Origin of the sequence: Saccharopolyspora pogona (assembly GCF_014697215.1) — a bacterium.
Lineage (GTDB): Bacteria > Actinomycetota > Actinomycetes > Mycobacteriales > Pseudonocardiaceae > Saccharopolyspora > Saccharopolyspora hattusasensis.
Map to the genome: position 1 here is coordinate 3130074 of NZ_CP031142.1, position 21463 is coordinate 3151536.

Annotated in this window: 18 protein-coding genes and 1 pseudogene; 8 read left to right on the top strand and 11 right to left on the bottom strand. The window is 70.0% G+C overall.

Annotation, left to right across the window (positions count from 1 at the left end; all coding sequences use genetic code 11):
• Positions 1 to 119: 119 nt before the first annotated feature.
• Positions 120 to 1181 carry a 2-oxoacid:ferredoxin oxidoreductase subunit beta gene (locus DL519_RS14355; RefSeq protein ID WP_190815429.1) on the bottom strand — a complete coding sequence of 354 codons (1062 nt, stop codon included), beginning with the start codon at positions 1179 to 1181 and terminating at the stop codon, positions 120 to 122.
• Positions 1178 to 3055: a 2-oxoacid:acceptor oxidoreductase subunit alpha gene (locus tag DL519_RS14360; protein WP_190815431.1), complete on the bottom strand. Its 1878-nt coding sequence runs from the start codon at positions 3053 to 3055 to the stop codon at positions 1178 to 1180. The genes DL519_RS14355 and DL519_RS14360 overlap by 4 nt, the downstream gene beginning before the upstream one ends.
• 406 nt (positions 3056 to 3461) lie before the next feature.
• Between DL519_RS14360 and DL519_RS14365 the strand changes: the two genes are divergently transcribed.
• Positions 3462 to 4400 carry an alpha/beta hydrolase gene (locus DL519_RS14365; protein WP_190815433.1) on the top strand — a complete coding sequence of 313 codons (939 nt, stop codon included), beginning with the start codon at positions 3462 to 3464 and terminating at the stop codon, positions 4398 to 4400.
• A 315-nt stretch (positions 4401 to 4715) separates the two neighbouring features.
• Entirely contained in the window at positions 4716 to 6083 is a 1368-nt protein-coding gene (locus DL519_RS14370; RefSeq protein WP_190815435.1) for a dihydrolipoyl dehydrogenase family protein, read from the top strand.
• Between the two features lie 8 nt (positions 6084 to 6091).
• On the opposite strand, the gene DL519_RS14375 is transcribed toward DL519_RS14370, so the two are convergent.
• The 5 genes from DL519_RS14375 to DL519_RS14395 form a co-directional block, all read right to left on the bottom strand.
• A complete protein-coding gene (locus tag DL519_RS14375; RefSeq protein WP_190815437.1) occupies positions 6092 to 7327 on the bottom strand; it encodes a sensor domain-containing diguanylate cyclase in 1236 nt (411 codons plus the stop codon).
• 62 nt (positions 7328 to 7389) lie between these two features.
• Positions 7390 to 8661: an alpha/beta fold hydrolase gene (locus DL519_RS14380; RefSeq protein WP_190815439.1), complete on the bottom strand. Its 1272-nt coding sequence runs from the start codon at positions 8659 to 8661 to the stop codon at positions 7390 to 7392.
• Positions 8662 to 8967: 306 nt separating this feature from the next.
• Entirely contained in the window at positions 8968 to 10023 is a 1056-nt protein-coding gene (locus DL519_RS14385) for a M29 family metallopeptidase (RefSeq protein ID WP_223838975.1), read from the bottom strand.
• Positions 10024 to 10146: 123 nt separating this feature from the next.
• The gene (locus tag DL519_RS14390; RefSeq protein WP_190815443.1) at positions 10147 to 11760 is read right to left on the bottom strand and encodes an OPT/YSL family transporter; all 1614 of its coding nucleotides are present in this window, start codon (positions 11758 to 11760) and stop codon (positions 10147 to 10149) included.
• 26 nt (positions 11761 to 11786) lie between these two features.
• A complete protein-coding gene (locus tag DL519_RS14395; protein WP_223838977.1) occupies positions 11787 to 12548 on the bottom strand; it encodes an IclR family transcriptional regulator in 762 nt (253 codons plus the stop codon).
• Positions 12549 to 12813: 265 nt separating this feature from the next.
• On the opposite strand from DL519_RS14395, the gene DL519_RS14400 reads away from it, so the two are divergent.
• The 4 genes from DL519_RS14400 to DL519_RS14415 all read left to right on the top strand — a co-directional run bounded on the left by DL519_RS14400 (position 12814) and on the right by DL519_RS14415 (position 16259).
• The gene (locus DL519_RS14400; RefSeq protein ID WP_223838979.1) at positions 12814 to 13632 is read left to right on the top strand and encodes a CoA-binding protein; all 819 of its coding nucleotides are present in this window, start codon (positions 12814 to 12816) and stop codon (positions 13630 to 13632) included.
• Positions 13629 to 14246: a TetR/AcrR family transcriptional regulator gene (locus tag DL519_RS14405; RefSeq protein ID WP_190815447.1), complete on the top strand. Its 618-nt coding sequence runs from the start codon at positions 13629 to 13631 to the stop codon at positions 14244 to 14246. The genes DL519_RS14400 and DL519_RS14405 overlap by 4 nt, the downstream gene beginning before the upstream one ends.
• 367 nt (positions 14247 to 14613) lie before the next feature.
• Positions 14614 to 15306, top strand: a complete 693-nt coding sequence (locus tag DL519_RS14410) for a histidine phosphatase family protein (protein WP_190815449.1) — start codon at positions 14614 to 14616, stop codon at positions 15304 to 15306.
• A 170-nt stretch (positions 15307 to 15476) separates the two neighbouring features.
• The gene (locus DL519_RS14415) at positions 15477 to 16259 is read left to right on the top strand and encodes a DUF899 domain-containing protein (protein WP_190815451.1); all 783 of its coding nucleotides are present in this window, start codon (positions 15477 to 15479) and stop codon (positions 16257 to 16259) included.
• A gap of 112 nt (positions 16260 to 16371) precedes the next feature.
• Here DL519_RS14415 and DL519_RS14420 read toward each other — a convergent pair whose 3' ends face one another.
• The 3 genes from DL519_RS14420 to DL519_RS14430 are packed head-to-tail and all read right to left on the bottom strand — an operon-like array spanning position 16372 to position 19356.
• A complete protein-coding gene (locus DL519_RS14420) occupies positions 16372 to 17907 on the bottom strand; it encodes an acyl-CoA synthetase (RefSeq protein ID WP_190815453.1) in 1536 nt (511 codons plus the stop codon).
• 28 nt (positions 17908 to 17935) lie between these two features.
• Positions 17936 to 18595 (bottom strand): PaaI family thioesterase, encoded by a 660-nt coding sequence (locus DL519_RS14425; RefSeq protein ID WP_190815456.1) that lies wholly within the window; start codon positions 18593 to 18595, stop codon positions 17936 to 17938.
• Complete coding sequence (locus tag DL519_RS14430; RefSeq protein ID WP_190815458.1) at positions 18592 to 19356, bottom strand: crotonase/enoyl-CoA hydratase family protein; 765 nt, start codon at positions 19354 to 19356, stop codon at positions 18592 to 18594. Before DL519_RS14430 ends, DL519_RS14425 begins: the two co-directional genes overlap by 4 nt.
• Positions 19357 to 19502: 146 nt before the next feature.
• On the opposite strand from DL519_RS14430, the pseudogene DL519_RS46400 reads away from it, so the two are divergent.
• A pseudogene (locus DL519_RS46400) lies at positions 19503 to 19577 on the top strand (hypothetical protein); the annotation flags it as partial.
• Here the strand turns inward: DL519_RS46400 and DL519_RS46405 are convergent.
• Entirely contained in the window at positions 19577 to 19828 is a 252-nt protein-coding gene (locus tag DL519_RS46405; RefSeq protein WP_223840470.1) for a hypothetical protein, read from the bottom strand. The pseudogene DL519_RS46400 and the gene DL519_RS46405 overlap by 1 nt on opposite strands.
• A 312-nt stretch (positions 19829 to 20140) precedes the next feature.
• On the opposite strand from DL519_RS46405, the gene DL519_RS14440 reads away from it, so the two are divergent.
• Complete coding sequence (locus DL519_RS14440; protein ID WP_190815460.1) at positions 20141 to 21298, top strand: lytic transglycosylase domain-containing protein; 1158 nt, start codon at positions 20141 to 20143, stop codon at positions 21296 to 21298.
• The last annotated feature ends 165 nt before the right edge of the window (positions 21299 to 21463 follow it).

The window sequence follows — 21463 nt, forward strand, 5'->3', positions numbered from 1 at the left end:
GGGGCGCCTTCGGGCAACTCAATTGCTCGAAGGCGCCCTTCGCCTAGCTGGATGGGGCCAAGCTGCGTGAGGGGCACTCGGTGACCGAACCAGTTGGTCGCCGAGTGCCCCTCACCCCGTCAGATGGTCCAGGAGTCGTTGCCCGTCAGGAGGGAATGGAGGTTCGCGGGCTTGGCCTGCACCGCTTCCTCGACCTGGGCTCGGGCCAGGTCGTCGTAGGTCGGGCGGGTCACCGCTCGGAAGATGCCCGTTACCGCCGGGTTGAGGTCCTGGCCGCCCAGGCGGGACAGCGCGAAGGCGTAGGACGGGTCTTCGCGGTTGGCGTCGTGGACCACCACGTCGGATTCGTCCACTTCGGACAGCTTGGTGACCCGGAAGCCGTCGCGGTCGTTGATCACCCCGTAGCGCTCGTCCTCCGGGCCGAACACGATGGGCTCGCCGTGCTTGAGCGCGACGATCCGGCGCTGCTTCTCGTCGTTGTCCTTCAGCACGTCGAACGCGCCGTCGTTGAAGATCGGGCAGTTCTGGTAGATCTCCACCAGCGCGCTGCCGCGGTGCTCCGCCGCCGCCTTCAGCGTCTCGGTCACGCTCGCACGGTCCGAGTCGATCACCCGCGCCACGAACGACGCCTCCGCGCCCAGCGCCAGCGACACCGGGTTGAACGGGTGGTCCAGCGATCCGGCCGGGGTCGACTTGGTGACCTTGCCGACCTCGCTGGTCGGCGAGTACTGGCCCTTGGTCAGCCCGTAGATCCGGTTGTTGAACAGCAGAATCTTCAGGTTCACGTTGCGGCGCAGGGCGTGGATCAGGTGGTTGCCGCCGATGGACAGCGCGTCGCCGTCACCGGTCACCACCCACACCGACAGGTCCGGTCGGCTGGTGGCCAGGCCGGTGGCGATCGCCGGCGCGCGGCCGTGGATCGAGTGCATCCCGTAGGTGTTCATGTAGTACGGGAACCGGGACGAACACCCGATGCCCGAGATGAACACGATGTTCTCGCGCTTGAGCCCCAGCGACGGCAGGAAGCCCTGCACCGCGTTGAGCACGACGTAGTCGCCGCATCCCGGGCACCAGCGGACTTCCTGGTCGGACTTGAAGTCCTTCGCCTTCTGCGGCTCGTCAGTAGTCGGCACGCCGGCCAACCCGCCGAGGACCGGGATTCCCAGATCGGTGGTGGTCACGCGGGCACCCCCTGCACAACTTCGGTGAGCACGTTCTGCAGCTCCTCGGCCCGGAACGGGAGTCCGGCGACCTTCGTGTAGGACTGCACGTCTACCAGGTAACGGGCGCGCAGCAGCATCGCCAGCTGGCCGAGGTTCATCTCCGGGATGATCACCTTGTCGTAACTCCGCAAGACGTCGCCGAGGTTTCCCGGCATCGGGTTCAGGTAGCGCAGGTGGGCCTGGGCGATCGACATGCCCTGCGCGCGCACCCGGCGGCAGGCGGCGCCGATCGGCCCGAACGACGAGCCCCAGCCGAGCACCAGCACGCGGGCGTCGCCGACGGGGTCGTCGACGGTGATGTCCGGAACCTGAACGCCGTCGATCTTGGCCTGGCGCAGCCGGACCATCTTGTCGTGGTTGTCCGGGTCGTAGGAGATGTTGCCCTTGCCGTCGGCCTTCTCCAGGCCGCCGACGCGGTGCTCCAACCCGGGCGTGCCCGGCACGGCCCACTCGCGGGCCAGGGTCTCGGGGTCGCGCACGTAGGGCCAGAACTCCCCGGAGCCGTCCGGGGCGTTGGGCTCGGTGGCGAACTCGACCCGCAGGTCGGGCAGCTGGTCGACCTTCGGGATGAGCCACGGCTCGGAGCCGTTGGCGATCGCGCCGTCGGACAGCAGCAGCACCGGGGTCCGGTAGGTCAGCGCGATTCGCACGGCGTCCAGAGCGGCCTCGAAGCAGTCCGCTGGCGAGCACGGGGCGATCACCGGCACCGGCGACTCGCCGTTGCGGCCGTAGAGCGCCTGCAACAGGTCCGCCTGCTCGGTCTTGGTGGGCAGCCCGGTGGACGGCCCGCCGCGCTGGATGTCGCACACCAGCAGCGGCAGTTCCAGCGTCACCGCCAGGCCGATGGTCTCGGACTTCAGTGCCAGCCCCGGCCCGGACGTGGTGGTCACGCCCAGCGCACCGCCGAAGGAGGCGCCCAGCGCCGCGCCGACACCGGCGATCTCGTCCTCCGCCTGGAAGGTCGTGACGCCGAAGTTCTTGTGCTTGGCCAGCTCGTGAAGCACGTCCGAGGCGGGCGTGATCGGGTAGGTGCCGAGGAACACCGGCAGCCCGCTGCGCTGCCCCGCGGCGACGATGCCGTAGGCGAGCGCGGTGTTGCCGGTGATCTGCCGGTAGGTCCCGGTGGGCAGCTTGGCGGGCGCGACCTCGTAGGTGACCGCGAAGGCCTCGGTGGTCTCGCCGTAGTTCCAGCCCGCCCGGAACGCCAGGATGTTGGCCTCGGCGATCTGCGGCTTCTTCGCGAACTTCTCCCGCAGGAACCGCTCGGTGCCCTCGGTGGGCCGGTGGTACATCCACGACAGCAGGCCGAGGGCGAACATGTTCTTGCAGCGCTCGGCGTCCTTCTTGCCCAGCCCGCTGCCTTCGAGCGCGCCCTGGGTGAGGGTGGCCATCGCGACCTGGTGCACCGCGTAGCGCTCCAGTTCGCCGCTTTCCAGCGGGTTGGCGTCGTAGCCGACCTTCGAGAGGTTGCGCTTGCTGAACTCGTCGGTGTTGATGATCAGGATGCCGCCGTGCGGCAGATCGCCGATGTTGGCCTTCAGCGCCGCCGGGTTCATCACCACCAGCACGTCCGGCCGGTCGCCGGGGGTGAGGATGTCGTAATCGGCGAAGTGCAGCTGGAAGCTGGACACACCGGGCAGGGTTCCGGCGGGGGCCCGGATCTCGGCCGGGAAATTCGGCAGCGTTGCCAGGTCGTTCCCGAAGGCCGCGGCCTCCGAGGTGAACCGGTCTCCGGTCAGCTGCATGCCGTCGCCGGAGTCACCAGCGAACCGGATCACCACCCGGTTCAGCTTCCGGGTGCCGTTCGACCGGTGCCCGTTCGTCGTACTCAATTGGCCCGTTCCCCTTCACCTGCAGGCAACGTTCATACTGTGGCGAACGATACAGCCCCGGCTCTTATTCCGATCACGACCAGGGCCCACGCCACACTTTCCGCACGCGCCCGCACGAAACCCCCGAACCACCGCGATCTTCACCGAAACGATCGAGTTCCACATTCGGGCCGCAGGTGGCGACACCTGTATCGAACTACCCGGAACGCAGTGCTCGCAACCAGGCACGACGCGAAAACCCGCGCATGTGAGCTCGACCATACCGATCAACCGGAAATTCATGTGATACATGACACCTTTTCCGGTTTCTCATGATGTGGGAGCATATTTTCCCGGAACGGCCGATACCTTCCGCGCGGCATCCTCGGTTTACATCACTGCGACGATCCACTGCGCTGGAGGAAACATGCCGTTGCATCCGGACGCCGAGCCGTTCGTCGCGCTCATGCAGGAGTACTTCCCCGACCTCGGCGGCGCGGTCACCGACGCCGCGCAAGCCCGCGCGATGATGTCCGAGGGCGCGACGGCGCGGCCCCGCCAACCGGTGGCGAAGGTCGAAGACCGGCTCATCCCCGGCCCGCCCGGCGTGCGGATCCCGGTGCGCATCTACTGGCCGCGAGCCGGCGGCGAGCCGATGCCGGTGGTCGTGTACTTCCACGGCGGCGGCTGGGTTCTCGGCGATCTGGAAAGCCACGACGGCGTCGCCCGCTCGATGGCCAACGGCACCGGGGCGATCGTCATCGCCGTGCACTACCGGCGCGCCCCGGAACACCGCTACCCGGCAGCCGCCGATGATGCTTACGCCGCAACGCAATGGGCCGCCGAACACGCCGCGGAGCTCGGCGGCGACCCGGCCCGCCTCGCGGTCGCCGGGGACAGCTCCGGCGGCAACCTGGCCGCGGTGACGTCGCTGCGGGCCAACGAGGACGGCGGCCCGGACGTCGGCTTCCAGCTGCTGGTCTACCCGGTCACCGACCATGACTTCACCACCGAATCCTATGTGGACAGCGGCCCGGACTGCCTGCTCATGACGAGCCACATGATGTGGTTCTGGGACCAGTACGTACCCGACGCCGCCGACCGCGACCACCCGCACGCCTCCCCACTGCGCGCCGCCGACCTCTCCGGGCTGCCGCCCGCGCACGTCCTTACCGCCGGCCGCGACCCGCTGCGCACCGAGGGCCAGCGCTACGCCGAGCGGCTGCAAGCGGCGGGCGTGCCCACCAGCACCCAGCACTGCCCGGGCCTGTTCCACGGCTTCGCCGGCGGCGCCGAACTGCTGCCACCCGCCGGTGAAGCGATGGCCGAGGCGCACCGCGTGCTGCGAGAAGTCCTGAAATCGTAGGAGAAGTGACCGCGCGGGCAGAATCTGTTCGAACACCTCGACGCCCGGCGCAGCGTGCGGTTCGTCAGCTCCGACCCGTGCCGCGCGAGGCGATCGAGAGCGCCGGGATCGCCTGCGGCATGTTCATCACCGCGCTGCACACGATGGTCCCGGACCTGACCCGCAAGCCCATCGGCGAGGCGCTGATCTGGGCCTGACACCCGCGCGGTCCGTCCACATCGGAGAATCCCTCCGGCACCGGGCCCGTCCGATCGGAGTTCGAGGTGCGCGCCCCGACCTGCGGTGCTGGGCTGGTAGTCGACAGCGAACGAGGAGGTGGACGCGGTGGTCGAAGAGGTCGACGTCGTGGTCATCGGCATGGGGCCGGGCGGCGAGGACGTGGCGGGACGGCTGGCGAGCGCGGGCCTGGACGTGGTCGGGGTCGAATCGCGGCTGGTCGGCGGCGAGTGCCCGTACTTCGCCTGCATCCCGACCAAGATGATGGTGCGGGCCGCCGACGCCCTCGGCGAGGCGCGCCGGGTGCCCGAACTCGCCGGGCAGGCGACCGTGCGGCCGGACTGGACGCCGGTCGCGAAGCGGATCCGCGACGAGGCGACCACCGACTGGAACGACGAGATCGCGGTGCGGCGCTTCGAGGACACCGGCGGCCGGCTGGTGCGCGGCGTCGGCCGGATCAGCGCGCCCGGCGAGGTCACCGTCAACGGCCAGGTGTTCCGGGCCCGCCGCGGCATCGTGCTCAACCCCGGCACCGATCCGGTGGTCCCGTCGATCGACGGGCTCGCCGAGAGCCCGTACTGGACAAACCGCGATGCGGTGCCCGCGACCAGCGCGCCGGAGTCGCTGCTGGTGCTCGGCGGCGGCCCGGTCGGGCTGGAGTTCACGCAGGTCTTCGCCCGGTTCGGTACCGCGGTGACGGTTCTGGAGATGCATCCGCGGCTGCTGTCGGTGGCCGAACCAGAGGCCTCCGAGGTGGTCACGGAGGCGCTGCGCGCCGACGGCGTACAAATACGCACCGGCTGCGCGGTCGACCGCGTCAAGTATGACGACCAGTTCCAGGTGCACCTGGATTCGGGAGAGGTGCTGACCGCCGAGCGCCTGCTGGTCGCCACCGGTCGGCGCACCGACCTGCGCGCGCTGGGGGTCGCGGCCGTCGGGTTGGACGACCAGGCCAGGAGCATCCCGGTCGACGGCCGCATGCGGGCCGCCGACGGCGTTTGGGCGATCGGCGACATCACCGGTCGAGGCGCCTTCACGCACACCTCGGTCTACCAGTCCCGGATCGCGGCGGCCGACATCCTCGGCCAGGGCAGCGAGGTCGCCGACTACCGTGCGATGCCCTCTGTCATCTTCACCGACCCCGAGGTCGCCACCGTCGGGCTGACCGAATCCCGGGCCCGGAAGCAGGAACTCGCGGTGCGCACCGCCACCACCCAGATCTCCGCGTCGACGCGCGGCTGGATCCACAAGATCGACAACGAGGGGATCATCAAGCTCGTCGCCGACGCCGAACGGGGCGTGCTGGTCGGCGCCACCGTGGTCGCGCCCGCCGGCGGTGAGATCATCGGCGCGCTGGCCGTGGCCGTGCACGCCGAGGTCCCGGTGCAGCGCCTACGCGAGATGATCTTCGCCTACCCGACGTTCCACCGGGCGATCGAGGCGACCCTCGCCGAACTGGACGCCTGACGGGCCGGTCAGCGGCCGCCGCCGTGCGCCTCCCGGCGGCGGCGCTTGCTGATGTACATGTCGCGGTCAGCGTTGTGCAGCAGCACGTCCGGCGCGACAGCAGGGTCGGAAGTGGTGGTGTAGCCGACGCTGGCGCGCAGCCGCATTCGGGCTCCGTGCACCTTCACATCGGTGTTCAGGTGCTGCTCCACGCGATCCCGCAGCGACCGCGCGGCGTCCTCGTCCGGGAGCAGGCTGACCACGACGAACTCGTCGCCACCGATGCGGGCGACGGTGTCACCGGCCCGCACCGCCAGCTGCAGCTCGCGCGCGGTGGCGATCAGCAGCTGATCGCCCAGCGCGTGCCCGAAGCGGTCGTTGACCGGCTTGAGCTGGTCCAGATCGGCCAGCACCACCACCAGCACGCCGTCGTCGCGCGCCAGCTGCTGCAGCCCGTGGTCGAGCCGGTCGGCCAGCAGCGCCCGGTTCGCCAGCCCGGTCAGCGGGTCGTGCAGCGCCAGGTGCGCGAGGTGGGCGTCCACCAGGCGTTGCTCGCCGATGTCCTCATACTGGCTGACGACGAACGCCGGCGCGCCGTCAGCGCCCGGCACGGTGGTCGCCCGGATCAGCATCCAGATCGGGTGGCCGTTCTTGTGCCGGTAGCGCTTCTCGATGCTGATGCTGTCCCGGTTGCCCTCGATGAGTTCGTCGAGAGCGACCATGCCGTGCTCCTCGTCGTCCTCGTAGGTGACGTCGGCGAACGCCATCGACAGCATCTCCTCGCGCGTGTAGCCGAGCATGCCGCAGAGCGTGTCGTTGACCTCCGTCCACGCGCCCTTGAGGTCCAGCACCGCCATGCCGATCGGCGCGTTGGCGAAGCTGCGCTGCCAGAGCAGCTCCGCCTCCCGGCGCCGGGTGATGTCCTGGATCTGCGACAGGAAGTGGATTGCCCGGCCGTGGCTGTCCCGGATGAACGACCGCGCCACCGACGCCCAGATGACGCTGCCATCGGAGCGGATGTAGCGCTTCTCCAGAAGGTCCGGGGACTCCATCAGCCCCTCCGGGTCGATGTCGTCGGGGTGCGTGACGGCCCGGTAGTCCAGGCCCTCCAGCTCCTCCCTGCGGTAGCCGAGCATCCGGCACATGGCTTCGTTGACGTACCGGTAGTGGCCCTGCAAGTCGAGGATCGCCATCGCAGACGCAGCCTGGTCGAAGACGCGCTGCCAGGGCACGCCAGCGGCGAAGTTCGGCTCCGAGGGGGACATGAGAACCGAACCATAGCGGGCCGGACCCCGGCACGCATCGGCCTGGTGGTCCCCCTCGCGTGTCAGGCGTCGCCGCGATTCATCGCCAGCAGCCGGTCCAGCACCGACGGCGAGGCCTTGACGCCGTCGTGCTCGTACTCGTTGGTGACCCATGTGCGCGCGCCGCGCACCTGCTGCGCCGACTCCAGCGCCTGGTCGCGGTCGACGAACATGTCGTCGTGGTACACCGCTGCGGCGACCGGAACATCATTGTGCGCCAACCGGTCGAGGTCATAGAGGTGCGGCCAGTCCGCCTTGGCGGCCAGCAGCTCGGCGGCCTCCCGCAGCCGCACCAGCGACGGGTCCTGCTCGAACAGCCAGGGATAGATCATCTCGCCGGTGAAGTTGACCCGCCCGGACCGGGTCCAGTCGAACTCGTCGAACTCCGCGCGCACCCGGTGGGCGGACCACTGCGACGCGGCGCCCTGGCAGTAGATGGCCTCGTGCAGCGCGGCGTACAAGGGGCGCTCGGCGAAGGAGACCGCCGCGTCCACCCCGCGCAGGAACGTGTCCGAGAGGACGTCGACGACGAACGCCTCCTCCAGCAGGTAGTGCAGCGCGTCGAACCGCGACGCCTGGCCGAACTGGATGCCCAGCGTCTGGAAACGCTCCGGCGTCAGCTGCTCTCCCGTCGGCATGATCACCTCACGCTCGGCGAGGTGTTCGACGACGCGCCGCGCGATGGCGGCGTCCTCCGGGTAGCGGGCGAAGTAGGCGTCGTTCTTGCGCAGCGTGCGCGGGTACGCGGCGCGGTAGACGTCGTCGGCGTGCCCGGTCAGGGTCGGGATCCCGCCGGTGATCATCACCTGGCGCAATCCCTCCGGCCCCAGCGACAGGTAGGTCAGCGCGCAGAAGCCGCCGAAGCTCTGCCCCAGCACCGACCACGGCTGGTCGCCGATCAGCTGCTTGCGCAGCACCTCGGCGTCCCGAACGATCGAATCGGCGCGCAGCAGGGCCAGGTGCTCGGCCTGCTTGGCCGCCGACAGGCCCGCCAGCGTCTGGCGGTTGGCCGGGGTGCTGCGCCCGGTACCCCGTTGATCCAGCAGCAGCACCCGGTAATCCTGCAGGGCGCGGCGCAGCCAGGCGCTGGTGCTCAGCGGCCGTTCCGCCTTGCCGCCCGGTCCGCCCTGGAAGTAGACCAGCCACGGCAGTGCCCGGTCCTCGTTGCCGGGGGCCACCACCTCCCTCCCGAAGACCTCGATCTCCCCGGCGCCCGGGTCGTCGTGGCGCAATGGCACCCGGAAAACGTGGTCCCGGGCCGCCAAACCCGGACGGCGATACGTGACGGCGGACATCCGCCCTACCTTCCAGCGTGGACTAGAGTTTCACGGTTCGAGGTTTGCGCTGATCACGGCGGTGAGCCACTCGGCGCGGAGCGAACGGACCATTCACCCCGATAGGAGCCTGTTGCAAAATTACGCCCACCACGGACCGTGATCGATCGATCACGGCTGAGATGGCCACTGGCGGACAAACGGCGGCGATCGAGACTGATTTGGTACTTCGGTTCAGCCGTTTTCGCCGAAAACGCAACAGGCTCATAGACGGCACAAACGGGCCATTCGCTCCGCTCACGGCACCTTGCACCGTCGCGGGTCGCATCAGTACCCGGGGACGCCGATCTCGCGGCAGATCCGCACCAGCTCGGGGTGCACGTAGCGGCCGTCGAGCTCGATGGCCTTGCCGTCGAGGTAGATCGACGGGCCGAGCACGCTGCCGTCGGTGTGCGCCGCCGCGACCCACGGCTCGCCGCCGATCCACGCGCCCTTGGTGCCGATACCAATCTCCACGCAGCCGAACACCCGCTCATCCTCGACGATGCGGCCGGTGGGGACCAGCACGCCGGGGTTGAAGCCCAGCGACCAGTGCGCCAACCGGAACATGTTCGGGTCGTCGAAGGACTCCATCCAGTTGCGGAACACCTCGGCATCGCGGTCGCCGGTGATTTCGGTGACCACCCCGTTCTCCACCTTGCAGCGCACCGGAGAGCGCAGCAGCCCGATCTCGGCCGGCGGCCACAGCGCGCCGTCGAACACCAGGGTGCCGTTCTGGGTCTCCTCGATCGGGTTCCAGGAGATCTGGCCGGAGAGCATCACGGTCTCGCCGGGCTTCTCGGCGGGCTTGCCGCGCAGGTTGATCGGGCGCCCCTGGTTGCGGCCGACCAGATCGGTGCCGTTTGCGGCGGTGATGCGCACCTCGTCGGCCTGCTCCAGCAGGCTGACCAGCGCGCGGCCCAGCCGCATGACGCCCTCGAAGTCGGGCTTGCCGACGGTGTCGACCAGCATCGGGATGTCCATGCCGGTCAGGTTGGTGTAGCGGGCACCGTTGGCGATGGCGGCGCGGAAGGCGTCGCTGTGCATGATGTAGGCGACGCTGAACTCGATCCACACGTCGGCCTTGGCGACCGCACCGGCCACCGGCGCAGGCGGCTCCATCGCGGAGCTCGGCCGGGTCTCGTACCAGATCACGGTCGGCGTGGCCCCCGCGGCGGCGACGGCCTGCGCGGTCAACTCCACGACACGGCGGTCGGTCGAGGTGTCGCCGGTGAGCACCACCTGCTCACCGGGCTTGACCAGCATGACCTGCTCGACGAGCTTGCGGGCGCCGATCGCGGCCTCCCACGACAGGTACTCCGGCCGGGATTCGACTCGACTCACAACTTCCACAACAACTCCCCTACTCTCATTCGAGCCCGCGCAGGTCGGCACGTCAGGCACTTTGCCGCGGGTGGCGCGCCGCTTTCGCCTCGCGCCGCCACGCGGGCTGATTCCCATCGACTCCTACTTCGATTCGAAGATCCGGCTGGTCGAATAGAGCGCGTCGCCGGCGATGAGGCCCGCGCCGACCAGGTTGAGGTCCTCGTCCGCCTTGTCGCCGCGGCGCCAGCGGTAGACGATCCGCACCACCAGCGCGCCGAAGACCAGCCAGCAGGCTTGCGGGGTCGCGATCAGCAGGCCGGTGGCCAGCAGGACGCCCATCTGCCGGTTCGCGCCGCCGAGCAGCTGGATCAGCGCGCCCGGGATCGCCCACAGCAGCAGCGTCATCAGCACGTTCGGATCGGTCAACCCGGCGTGGATGGTGGCGGCGTAGACCTTGGCGACCGGCGGCAGCAGCCCGTCGCCGAAGTACGCCTGCCAGGACACCGCGACCGTGACGGTCGCCACGGCGAAGCCGACCAGCGAGGCCAGGTACTGCTGGAACCGGCCGGAGCGCTCGAAGACGTCGTAGGGCCGGTGTTGTTTGCGCAGCAGCCAACCGGCCTTGAAGTCGTAGCCCATGTCCGCGAACGCGGGACCGGTCGCGGAGGTGTAGCCCACGAACAGCGCCAAGGCCACCGGCGGGACCCCGAGGACCAGCCCGAGCACCAGGAAGATGAGCGTGACGGCGAAGGCCGGGAACCAGCCGGAGTGCATCGCGGCCAACCCGACGATGATCTCGTGGATGATCGCGGCCAGCGCGGCGGCGAGGATCCAGAGGATCAGCGCCGGCACCGAGAGCTCGGAGATCAGCCCGCCGGCCAGGGCGACCACGGCGGCGCCGAGCACGAAAAGCGCATAGCCCTGCAGCACGCCCTTGCGTAACGCCTTCTCGTGGACCTGCGGCACCTCGCTCGGGTCGATCGACGTGGTGCGTTCGGTCGTCTTGCCCTTCTTCCGGAACATCAGGTAGGCGGCCTGCCCGAGCGCGACCAGCCCGGCACCGATCATCACGCCGTGCGGGATGTAGAGGCTGCCGATGTTGACGTGGAACCAGGTGGGGCTGTACTGGCTGAACAGCAAGCCGATGCCGAACATGCCGAGCGCCCAGATGTTGCCGATGAAGGCCACGCCGGCCGCCGAGACCGGCAGCTTGAAGAAGGCGCCGATGAACCCGACGACGGCACCACCGGCCAGCACCGCGGCCCGCCGGCCGCCCTTGTCGCCGGCGATGATGGTGTCGGCGGCGGCGATGCCGGGCGGCCAGGCCGCCTGCGCGGGCAGCAGCCGCGAGTTGAACAGCCGGTACAGCACGTAGGAGTCGGTGAACAATCCGATCGCGACCCCGGCGAAGACCGGCCACACCAGGTCGGCCCGGCCGAAGGCGAACGGCACCGCGATGGGCGCCAGCAGCGAGTTGGCGGCGGCGAAGGTCGAACCGGATACCGCGCTCTGCACCAGGTTCTGCCGGTGCACGGAACGCATCTTGCGCAGCGCGGCGACGTTGATCCGGCCGATGATCATCGCGATCAGCGCGCCGATGACGGAGGTGTTGGCCGAGATCCCGAGCGTGGTGATCAGGTGCAGGCCGATGATCGCCCCGACCACGGAAAGCACGATGGTGATCACCAGCACGGTGGGCTCGAAGGCCCGTGGATGCGCGCGGTCGGCGCCGGCCACGGGGTCGCTGACAGTCATGGAGCAGCCTTTCCGGAAACGTTCGGTCAGCTGGGCGACCCGGCGCGGCCGGGGGCGAGCCGGTTGGACAGGTCGGTGCCCGCGGCGCGCAGCGGGGCGATCAGGTCGTCGATCCGGCTGATCACGCGTTCGGCCGGGCCGATCAGCGTCAGCGACGCAACTGTCGCACCGGAGAGCAGCAGCGGCACCGCGACGGCGCCGGCGTTGGCGTCGAACTCACCGTCCGAAATGGACACTCCGGTGTCCCGGACCTCCTGCCACCGCTGCGCCAGCTCGGCGTAGGTGGTGGGGGTGTTCGGGGTGTAGCGGGTGAGCGGTTCGGGTCCGAAGAGTTCACGGACCTCCTCGACCGGCTGCCCTGCGAACAACGCGTGCGCCGAACACCCTGCGTGACCGGGCATCACGTGGCCGACGATGGCGGAGTAGCTCAGCGGGCCGCGAGCGTCCACCGCAGCCACCGTGCGGTAGGAGCCGCCGTGCGCGACGTTGAGCACCGCGCTCTCCCCCGTTTCCCGGGCCAGCATGGCGAGCACGGGCCGAGCGATCAGACTCAGCGCGCCGCTGCGCTCAGCGACTCGGGAGAGCTGGGAAACCGCTGGTCCGAGCCGGTACCGCCGGGTTTCCGGGTCGGCGAGCACGAAACCGCGATTGGCGAGCGTCGCCAACAACCGCTGCGTGACGGACTTGTCGAGCCCGAGTTCGCGCGCGAGCTCGCTGACGCCCCACTCCGGCCGCTGGTCGGAGAAGGAGAGCAACACCTGCAGGGCCCGATCCGCGGTCTGCAGCAAGCCTGAACCCGCCAAATCGGCCTCCCATGATTGTGTGTTGCGATATCCACAACGCTGTCGCTATTTGCACATCAGCGCGGGTTACGGTGCGCTCGGACATGCGGATTTGTCAATAGGTCATGCTCGGCGTCGGCATCAAGACGGCGGTGGATATCGGCATCGCCAGCAGGTGCGTCGCCGACGACGCGCTGATGGAGGAGACGTAAGCGTTCGCCCGACGCCTGGCCGACGGTCCGCCGATGGCGTCCAGGCCATCAAGCGAACCGTGTACCGGTCGGCCCGCGCCGACCTGCGCACCTCCCTGGACCTGATCTCCTCGCACATGGTCGTCGTGCAGTCCACCGCGGACTGCGCCGAGGCCATGCAGGCCTTCCGCGAGAAGCGCAAGCCCGAATTCCGGGGTCGGCGACCACTGTGGACGGACGGCTGCACCTGGCGGTCGGTAGCCGTCGTCGGGGCCTCCGAACGCTCCGCACTGGCCGGCCGGCTCACCCGCTACCTGCAAGGCTTCGACGGCGCGGTCTACCCGATCAACCCGAACTACCAGGAGATTGCTGGTTGCGGCGGCGAACGAGCACGGCGACATCACCGCGACCGACGCCGCCAAGCTGCTGGTGGCCGACCCCAACGTCCGGGTGCTGGCCTGCTAACCGCAGCGCTCGGGCCGCTCCTCGGCCTGGCGCGGGAACGCGCCATCGCCTCGCACACCGGCGCACTGGTGCGCGCCGGCACCGCTTTCGACCTGCTGACCCGCGAATCCGGCGCAATCCAGGTCGGCGACCTGGACGAACTGCTGGACGTCTCGGTCGCGTTGACGGCCGCCCCGAGCTTGCGGGCGGGCCGCATCGGGGCGATCACCAGCTCCGGCGGGGCGGGCGGCGCTCGCCGCAGGCGAAACCGGCCTCTGGGAGCGGCTCATAGCCTGAGCTGCCGCCACCCGCGTCGGGCACAGCGCCGTCGTCGCGATGCGAGGCCGGGACGGGCAGACGCGGTGGCGGAACCACTGGCACGTACCGTGCCAGCCGCATCCCGTTCCCCGCACCATGCCCGATCCCTGGCAGCACCCCGTATTCTGTCGGTGTGACGGCGGCATCCGAATCCTCGGCCCACAACGGCTCCGCCATTCCGCGCGGCCAGGGCGGCGACGCGCTCTCCGTCGCGGCGCGCGAGATCTTCGCCGAGCGCGGATACCACGGCGCATCCATCCGCGACATCGCCAAGCGGGCCGGATTGAGCCTGTCCGCGCTGTACTACTGGCATTCCAGCAAGCAGGAGCTGTTCGCCGGGCTGCTCGAGGACAGCGTCAACGATTACGTGCAGGCCTGCGACGCGGCTCTTCGCGACTGCGGCGACGATCCGGTCGAGCGGCTACGCGCGATCGTGCGCGCCACGGTGGACTACCGGGTGCGGCGGCGGGTGGAAAGCACCATCGCGGTGCGGGAGATCCGGAACCTGGAGGACGAGCACGCGCGGCGGCTCGCCGCGCTGCGCGAGTCGGCGACCCGGCTGTTCCAGGACATCATCGACGATGGCGTGCGGCGCGGGGCCTTCTCCTGCGAGCACCCCGTCGAGGCCCGCCTCGCGATCCAGGCCGCCTGCAACGCGATCCCGCAGTGGTACGACCCGGAAAGCGATGTGGGACCGGCCGAACTGTCCGACCGCTACGCCACCATCGCGTTGCGCATCGTGGGCGCCTAGTTCCGGCGCGGGACGGCGAAACCTGGCCGTTCTCCGGGCCGCTTCAGCCCGCAGGGCGCGCTCGGCGACGAGCAGCTGGAAGCCGCCCGCGAGCTCGCGCGGCGCCGGGATTTCCGGGCTGGCCACATCCTCAACCACCTCTACCAGCACGCAGCCTTGTATCGGCTTCCATGGGCCAGATGATTGAATGACCGTTGTGAAGGCGAATACGGCGATGAAATTCCGCCGGTACCCCGATGCGGGGCCCTCTCCCGCCTGAAGGCAGGCGGAAGATTCCTTCACCGGCACGGCACATGGAGTACTGGAAACGCACCAAACAGCCCAATCCGGCCGACTTCCGGCTGCTGGGCGGGGAAAGCGAGTGAGCATGTCCGAAGTGGAGTACCGGCAGTCGCAATTCTCGGCACCTGCCGGATCCACCGACATCCTGCTGATCCGGCACGGGGAATCCGCCCCGGCGCGCCCGGACCAGCCCTTCCGGCTGGTGGACGGCCAGGGCGACCCGGAGCTCGCCCCGGCGGGCTGGGAGCAAGCCGAGCTGGTCGCGGACCGCCTCGCCGCCATGCAGCTGGACGCGATCTACGTGACCACCCTGCAGCGGACCGTGCAGACCGCCGCACCGCTGGCGGCCCGCCTCGGCCTGACCACGCTGGTCGAGCCCGACATGCGCGAGGTGCACCTGGGCGACTGGGAAGGTGGGCTGTTCCGGCAGAAGGTCTCGCAGAACGACCCGGTGATCCAGCAGATGCACGCCGAGCAGCGCTGGGACGTCATCCCGGGCGCGGAGTCCACCGAGGCACTGACCACGCGGCTGCGCGGCGCGATCGAACGCCTCACCGCCGCGCACCCGGACCAGCGCATCGCGGTGTTCACCCACGGCGGCGTCATCGGCCAGGTGATGGCCATGGCGACGGGCTCGCGGCCGCTCGCGTTCCTGGGAGCGAACAACGGCTCGATCTCGCAGATCGTGATCACCGAGGGCCGCTGGATCGTCCGCCGCTTCAACGACTCCGCCCATGTCGACGACGGTCTGAGCAAGACGGCCTCCGCCCTGAGCTGAGCACTTTTCTCAGAGCGCGTCTGTGAACTTGTCAGCCCGACGTGGTCCGTGCAGGCTCGGCCGAGGGCGCCCCGCGCGCCGCGATGAGTTCCGGCCGGATCGTGCGTCTGTTCTGGTGACCGTCGTGACGCCGTAGACGCTGCCCGGCACGAGACACCACGGAGGACACCATGACGACCACGCCGGACGACCCGACCACCGCGCTGCCCGGCCGCCCGCCCGTGGTCGACCTGGCCACCTGGCAGACCGCCCGTGACGAGCTTCTGGTCCGCGAGAAGGCCCACACCCGCGAGGGCGACGCCCTCGCCGCGGCCCGCCGCCGGCTGCCGATGGTGGAGCTCGACGGGACGGTCGAGGTCGTCGGACCCGACGGCCCGATCCCGTTCCTGGACCTGTTCCAGGGCCGCGACGAGCTCGTGATCTACAAGCACATGTGGTACGACGGCACGCCGCACCAGGGGCAGTGCGAGGGCTGCACCACCACGGCCTGGCACCTGAAGGACGCCGTCTACCTCAACGCCCGCGGCGTCTCGTTCGCCATCCTGACCACGGGCCGTTGGGATGAGGTGGCCTCCTACGTCGAGTTCATGGGCTACACCCAGCCCTGGTACTCGGTGCGCGACGTGGACGCGCCGGTCGGCGGCAGCATGGGTTATATCACCTGCTTCCTGCGCGACGGCGACCGCGTGTTCCTCACCTACTCCACGACGGGCCGTGGCAACGAGCCGGTCAACGGGTCCCTCGGCCTGCTCGACATGACGCCCTACGGCCGCAGCGAGGCGTGGGAGGACAACCCCGAGGGCTGGCCCGAAGGGGACCACTCGTGCTGGTCCTGGCGCTCGGACGCGGACGGGAACGCCACCTGGGGCCAGACCAGCCGCCCCGTGCCGCAGTGGACCCGCCCCGGCGCGGCCCCCGTGGAGACCCTCGGCCGGCACGGCCACCACCACTGACGCGCCTTCGTCGACGGCGTCGGCAAAGGTGTTAGGTGCCGGGCGGAACCTCCGGACGTGGGCCTCCCGACCGGCCAGCCGCAGCATGCGACAATCCCTTTCCGTCGTTGCCTCACGGACGCGCATAGCGCGCCTTGAGCTTTCCCTTGACCAGCTTGCCGGTGGGGGTGCGCGGCAGCTCGTCGAGGAAGTCCACGCTGCGCGGCGCTTTGTAGTGCGCCACCCGCTCCCTCGCGTAGGCGAGGATCTCCTGCTCCAGCTCCGGACCGGGCTCGGCGCCGGGCGCCGGTTGCACCACGGTCTTGACCGACTCACCCATCTCGTCGTCGGGCACCCCGAACACCGCGACGTCGAGGATGGCCGGGTGCAGCGCGAGCACGTTCTCCACCTCCTGCGGGTAGATGTTCACTCCACCGGAGATGATCACGAACGCCCTGCGGTCGGTGAGGAACAGGTAGCCGTCCTCGTCGAGGTAGCCGAGATCGCCCATGGTCGCCCAGTTCTCGTGCGCGTCGTGCTTGACCGACCGCGTCTTGTCCGGATCTCCCAGGTATTCGAAGAGGATCTCGTCGCGTTCGAAGTAGATGGTGCCGACCTCGCCGGGCGGCAGCACGCGGCCCTCGTCGTCGCAGATGCGGACCTCGCCGAGCACCGCGACGCCCACCGAACCGGGTTTTTCCAGCCACTGCACGGAATCGATCATCGTCATGCCGATGCCTTCGGTGGAGGCGTAGTACTCCCGCAGGATCGGGCCCCACCACTCGATCATCTGCCGCTTGATCTCGATCGGGCAAGGCGCGGCGGCATGCACCGCGACCCGGTGGCTGGACAGGTCGTAGCGCCGCCGGATCTCCGGATCGAGCTTGAGCATCCGGATGAACATGGTCGGCACCCATTGGCTGTGCGTGACGCCGTGGCGCTCGATCGCCCGGAGCGCGCCTTCGGCGTCGAAGCGCTCCATCATCACCACGGTTCCGCCGAGCATGTGCACCGAGGCGCAGTACCGCAGCGGCGCCGCGTGGTACACCGGCGCCGGCGAGAGGTAGACGGTGTCCCCGCCGAATCCGTACATGGCCCGCAGGATTTCGACGAGCGTGTCACCGGGCTCGTGCACCTCGCGGTCCGGCAGGCTCGGCTTGATCCCCTTGGGCCGCCCGGTGGTTCCGGAGGAATACAGCAGGTCCGCGCCTCTCGGCTGCACCGCGGGCACCTCGGTGGACGCGGCGGCCAGGGCCTGCTCGTAGTCCTCGTGGCCGCGCACCTCGCCACCGTAGGCCATCCGCAGGCGCACCCCGGGAACCTGGCCCGCGACTTCCTCCGCGAGCTCCTCCAGAGCCGCCGACACCACCAGCGCGCTGGCGCCGGAATCATTGACTATGTAAGCGACTTCGGCCGCCTGTAGGTGGTTGTTGACCGCGCACACGTACATCCCGGAACGCACCGCCGCCCAGTAGACCTCGTAGGCGTGGACCGAGTTGTCGGTGAGCAGGGCGACCACGTCGCCCTTGGCCAGCCCGGCGGCGCGCAGCAGGTTCGCCAGCCGCAGGGATCGGTCGTCGAGCTCCCGGTAGGTCAACCGCTCCCCCGAGCCGGCCATGATCAGGGCCGGCTTGCCGGGGTTCGCGGCGGCGTGGATTCCTGGGTACACGCGGTCCTCCTCGAACCTCATGCGACGATCACACGATGCGCCCCAGCTCTCCGAACAGTCGCTTGTTCTGCTCGGCGTTGGGCACCACGAAGGCGCCTTCGGCTTCCACCAGCACGGTGTCGGGGTCGTCTGCGGTGCTTATCGTGGCCACCGAGTTCGTCCACCGCCCGTCGAGCCGCACCACCCGGCCGACGATGCTCAGCGGCGTCGTCAGCGGCACCGGGCGCCGGTAGCGCAGCGACAGCTTCACGGTCATGCCGGGCTTGCCGTTCGCCGCGTGCGCGTGCCCGAGGATCTGGTCCAGCAGCATCGCGCTGATGCCGCCGTGCACGTAGCTGGGCGGGCCCTCGTAGGCCAGGCCCAGCGTGCAGGTGCCGATCGCGATCCCGTCGACGATCTCCACCCGCATCGGCGGCGCGATCGGGTTGCCCGGCCCGGCCGCCGGGTTGTAGAGCCGCCGGGGCCGCTGACCATCGTCCACAGTGGCCGGTTGGCCGCGCTCGCGGCGCGCGGAGGACAGCGCCGGCACCAGGGCGCGGACCTGCTCCGCGGCCTCGACGAGGGTCTCGGTGTCGACCTCCGTCGACACCGCCGCCTCGGTCAGCTCGCGCAGCGCGGCACCGAGCTCGCGCACCGCGCGGCGTCGGTCCCGCAGGTCGGATTCGGCGTCGTACGACAAGGCGCTCACTCACCTCGCCAAACCGGTGCGCGCTTCTCGGCGAACGCCCGCGCGCCCTCCTGGGCGTCGGCGGAGGTGAACACCGGCGCGGTGATCTCGGCCTGGTTGGCGAAGGCCTCCGCGTCGGTCCAGCGGACCGCCCCCGCCACGATCTGCTTGGTGGCGCGGACCGCCAGCGGTCCGTTGACGGCGACCCGGGCGGCCAGCGCCTTAGCTCCGGCCAGCGCCCCGCCGGGCTCGGTGAGCTCGTTGACCAGGCCGTGCGCATGGGCGACCTCGGCGGTCAGCGGGTCGCCCGTCAACGCGACCTGCATGGCCAGCTGGTACGGCAGCGTCTTCGGCAGCCGCAGCAGGCCGCCCGCCGCCGCGACCAGGCCGCGCTTGACTTCGGGCAGGCCGAACTTGGCCTCGCGCGAGGCGACGATCAGGTCGCAGCTGAGCGCCAGCTCGCAGCCGCCGGCCAGGGCCCAGCCCTCGACGGCCGCGATCAGCGGCTTCGACGGCGGGCGTTCGGTGAACCCGCCGAAACCGCGGCCGGGGATCGACGGCCGCTCGCCGCGAGTGAAGGCCTTGAGGTCCATGCCCGCGCAGAAGGTGCCGCCGGCGCCGGTGAGGATCCCGATGACCGCGTCCGACCGCTCTTCGAGCTCGTCGATCGCGGCGGCCAGCCCCTCGGCCACCGTGCGGTCCACCGCGTTGCGGGCTTCGGGCCGGTCGATCGTGATCACGGCAACGCCGCCGGCGATCTCGGTCAGGACGCTGTCACCCACGCTATCTCCTCCGGTTGCAGGCAAAGAGTGACTTCCAGTCTTACCCGCCGGTCACCAGCAGTCCAGACCGACCGTCCGGTCTGACGCCGATCCAACACCGCACAGGCCCATAGCCACGATCAATAACAGCCTCCTATCCTGCGGTGATGGATCTGCGGTTGGTTGAATACTTCGTGGCGGTCATCGACCACGGTAGCGTCACGAAGGCCGCGCAGGCCCGCTACATCGCGCAGCCTTCGCTGTCGCAGGCGATACGGGGCCTGGAGCGGCAACCGGGATGCAGCTGTTCCACTGCACCGGCCGCCAACTGGTGCTCAGCCCCGACGGCGAGGCGTTCGTCAAACCGGCTCGCCGCATCCTCCAGGACGTCGACCGGGCGCGCAGCGCGGTCCACGAGGTGCGCGCGATGGGCAGCGGGCAGCTGGACATCGCCGTTCTGGCGACGCTGGCCCAAGATGTCCACATCGGACATTTGCGTGGGCTCCGGAAATCAACGGTCGGCGACTGCCCCGCCCCGACGAGGACGCCCGCCCCGGCTGAAATCCTCCGCGGCTCGACATGTGGTCATTCGACTTCGCGGTCGGCAGACCATATCCGAACGGCCTCCAGCACCACATTCCCGCGATCAGCCTCCGATCGGCCGTCGTACCGCTGAGCCATTCGCCGCAACCTTCTGGTCGCTTGGCGTTCGCGGTTCCGACCGCTTCTGGTGGTTCACAATGCCGTCAATTTCCGGAAAGGTCGGGCCCCGACATGGCCAAACCGGCGTGGAGGTGACGGGAAGTTGGGTCCGGACGGCCAGTTCAGCCGTGGCGAGCGGTTCACCGCAGTGACGACCGGCCTGATGGTCGCGTTGTTGCCGGTGCTGGCGCTGCACGGCGATTCCCCGATCGAACCCGCCGACCAGTCCGCGCAGGCCGCGCCGGAACTCCCGCCGGGCGTGGCCGCCGACGGAGAGCTGCCCGCCGACGATCGGCTGAGCCCGGAGTTCCTGGAAGAGGTGCGCACCGAGCCGGACCTGTCCGCGCACGCCGAGCCCGCCGACCAGGTGCCACCCGGCCCGCTGGGCATCCCGGCACCGGCGCTGGCCGCCTATCAGCGCGCCGAGCGCACGTTGGCACGTACCGATCCGGGGTGCGGCCTGCACTGGTCGGTGCTGGCCGGGATCGGGCGCATCGAGTCGAACCACGCGCGGTCCGGCCGGGTGGACGTGAACGGCAGGACCCTGTCGCCGATCCTGGGGCCGCAGTTGTCCGGTGGACCAGGTGTGGCCGCCATCCGCGACACCGACGGCGGCCGCCTGGACGGCGACCGGACGTGGGATCGCGCGGTCGGTCCGATGCAGTTCATCCCGTCCACCTGGCGCAGCCACGCCGCCGACGGCAACGGTGACGGCGTCAGCGATCCCCACAACGTCTTCGACGCGACGCTCGCATCCGGCCAATACCTGTGCAGCGGCAACGGGAATCTCCGCGACCGCGCGCAGCTGGCGGCGGCGGTGTTCCGCTACAACCACTCCGAGTCCTACGTCCGCTCGGTGCTCACCTGGGCCGACGCCTATGCCCGCGGCGCCATGCCCACCCCCAGCGACGCTTCGATCCCTGGCTATCCAACCCTTCTCGCGTTCGCCCCTCCACCACCGGGCACCGACCCGGTGCCCGCCGCAGGAGCAATGGCCGCTCCCCCGCCCGGCGCGGCTCCACCTCCCGCCGCCGCTCCACCTCCCGCCGCCGCACCACCTCCCGCCGCCGCACCACCTCCCGCCGCCGCACCACCTCCCGGCGGAGCTCCGCCACCTCCCCCACCACCACCGTCGTCCGAGCCGCCACCACCGCCCCCTCCGTCGTCAGAGCCGCCACCACCGCCACCATCGTCGTCCGAGCCCCCTCCGTCGTCCGAGCCACCGCCTCCGACGAGCTCGGCTCCGCCGCAGAGCAGCTAACAACCACCGCCCAGCGGCGCATCGACCGTTTCGCCCAGCGCGTAGCAGCAGCCATACCGGTCGCATGGGAACCTCACTGCGGGCCGCCGCGTTAGACGGGACCGGTGCGCGCTGGTCGCGCTACCGGGAATTCCCGCCTGCGCCCGATAGCCACCACAGTGCCCA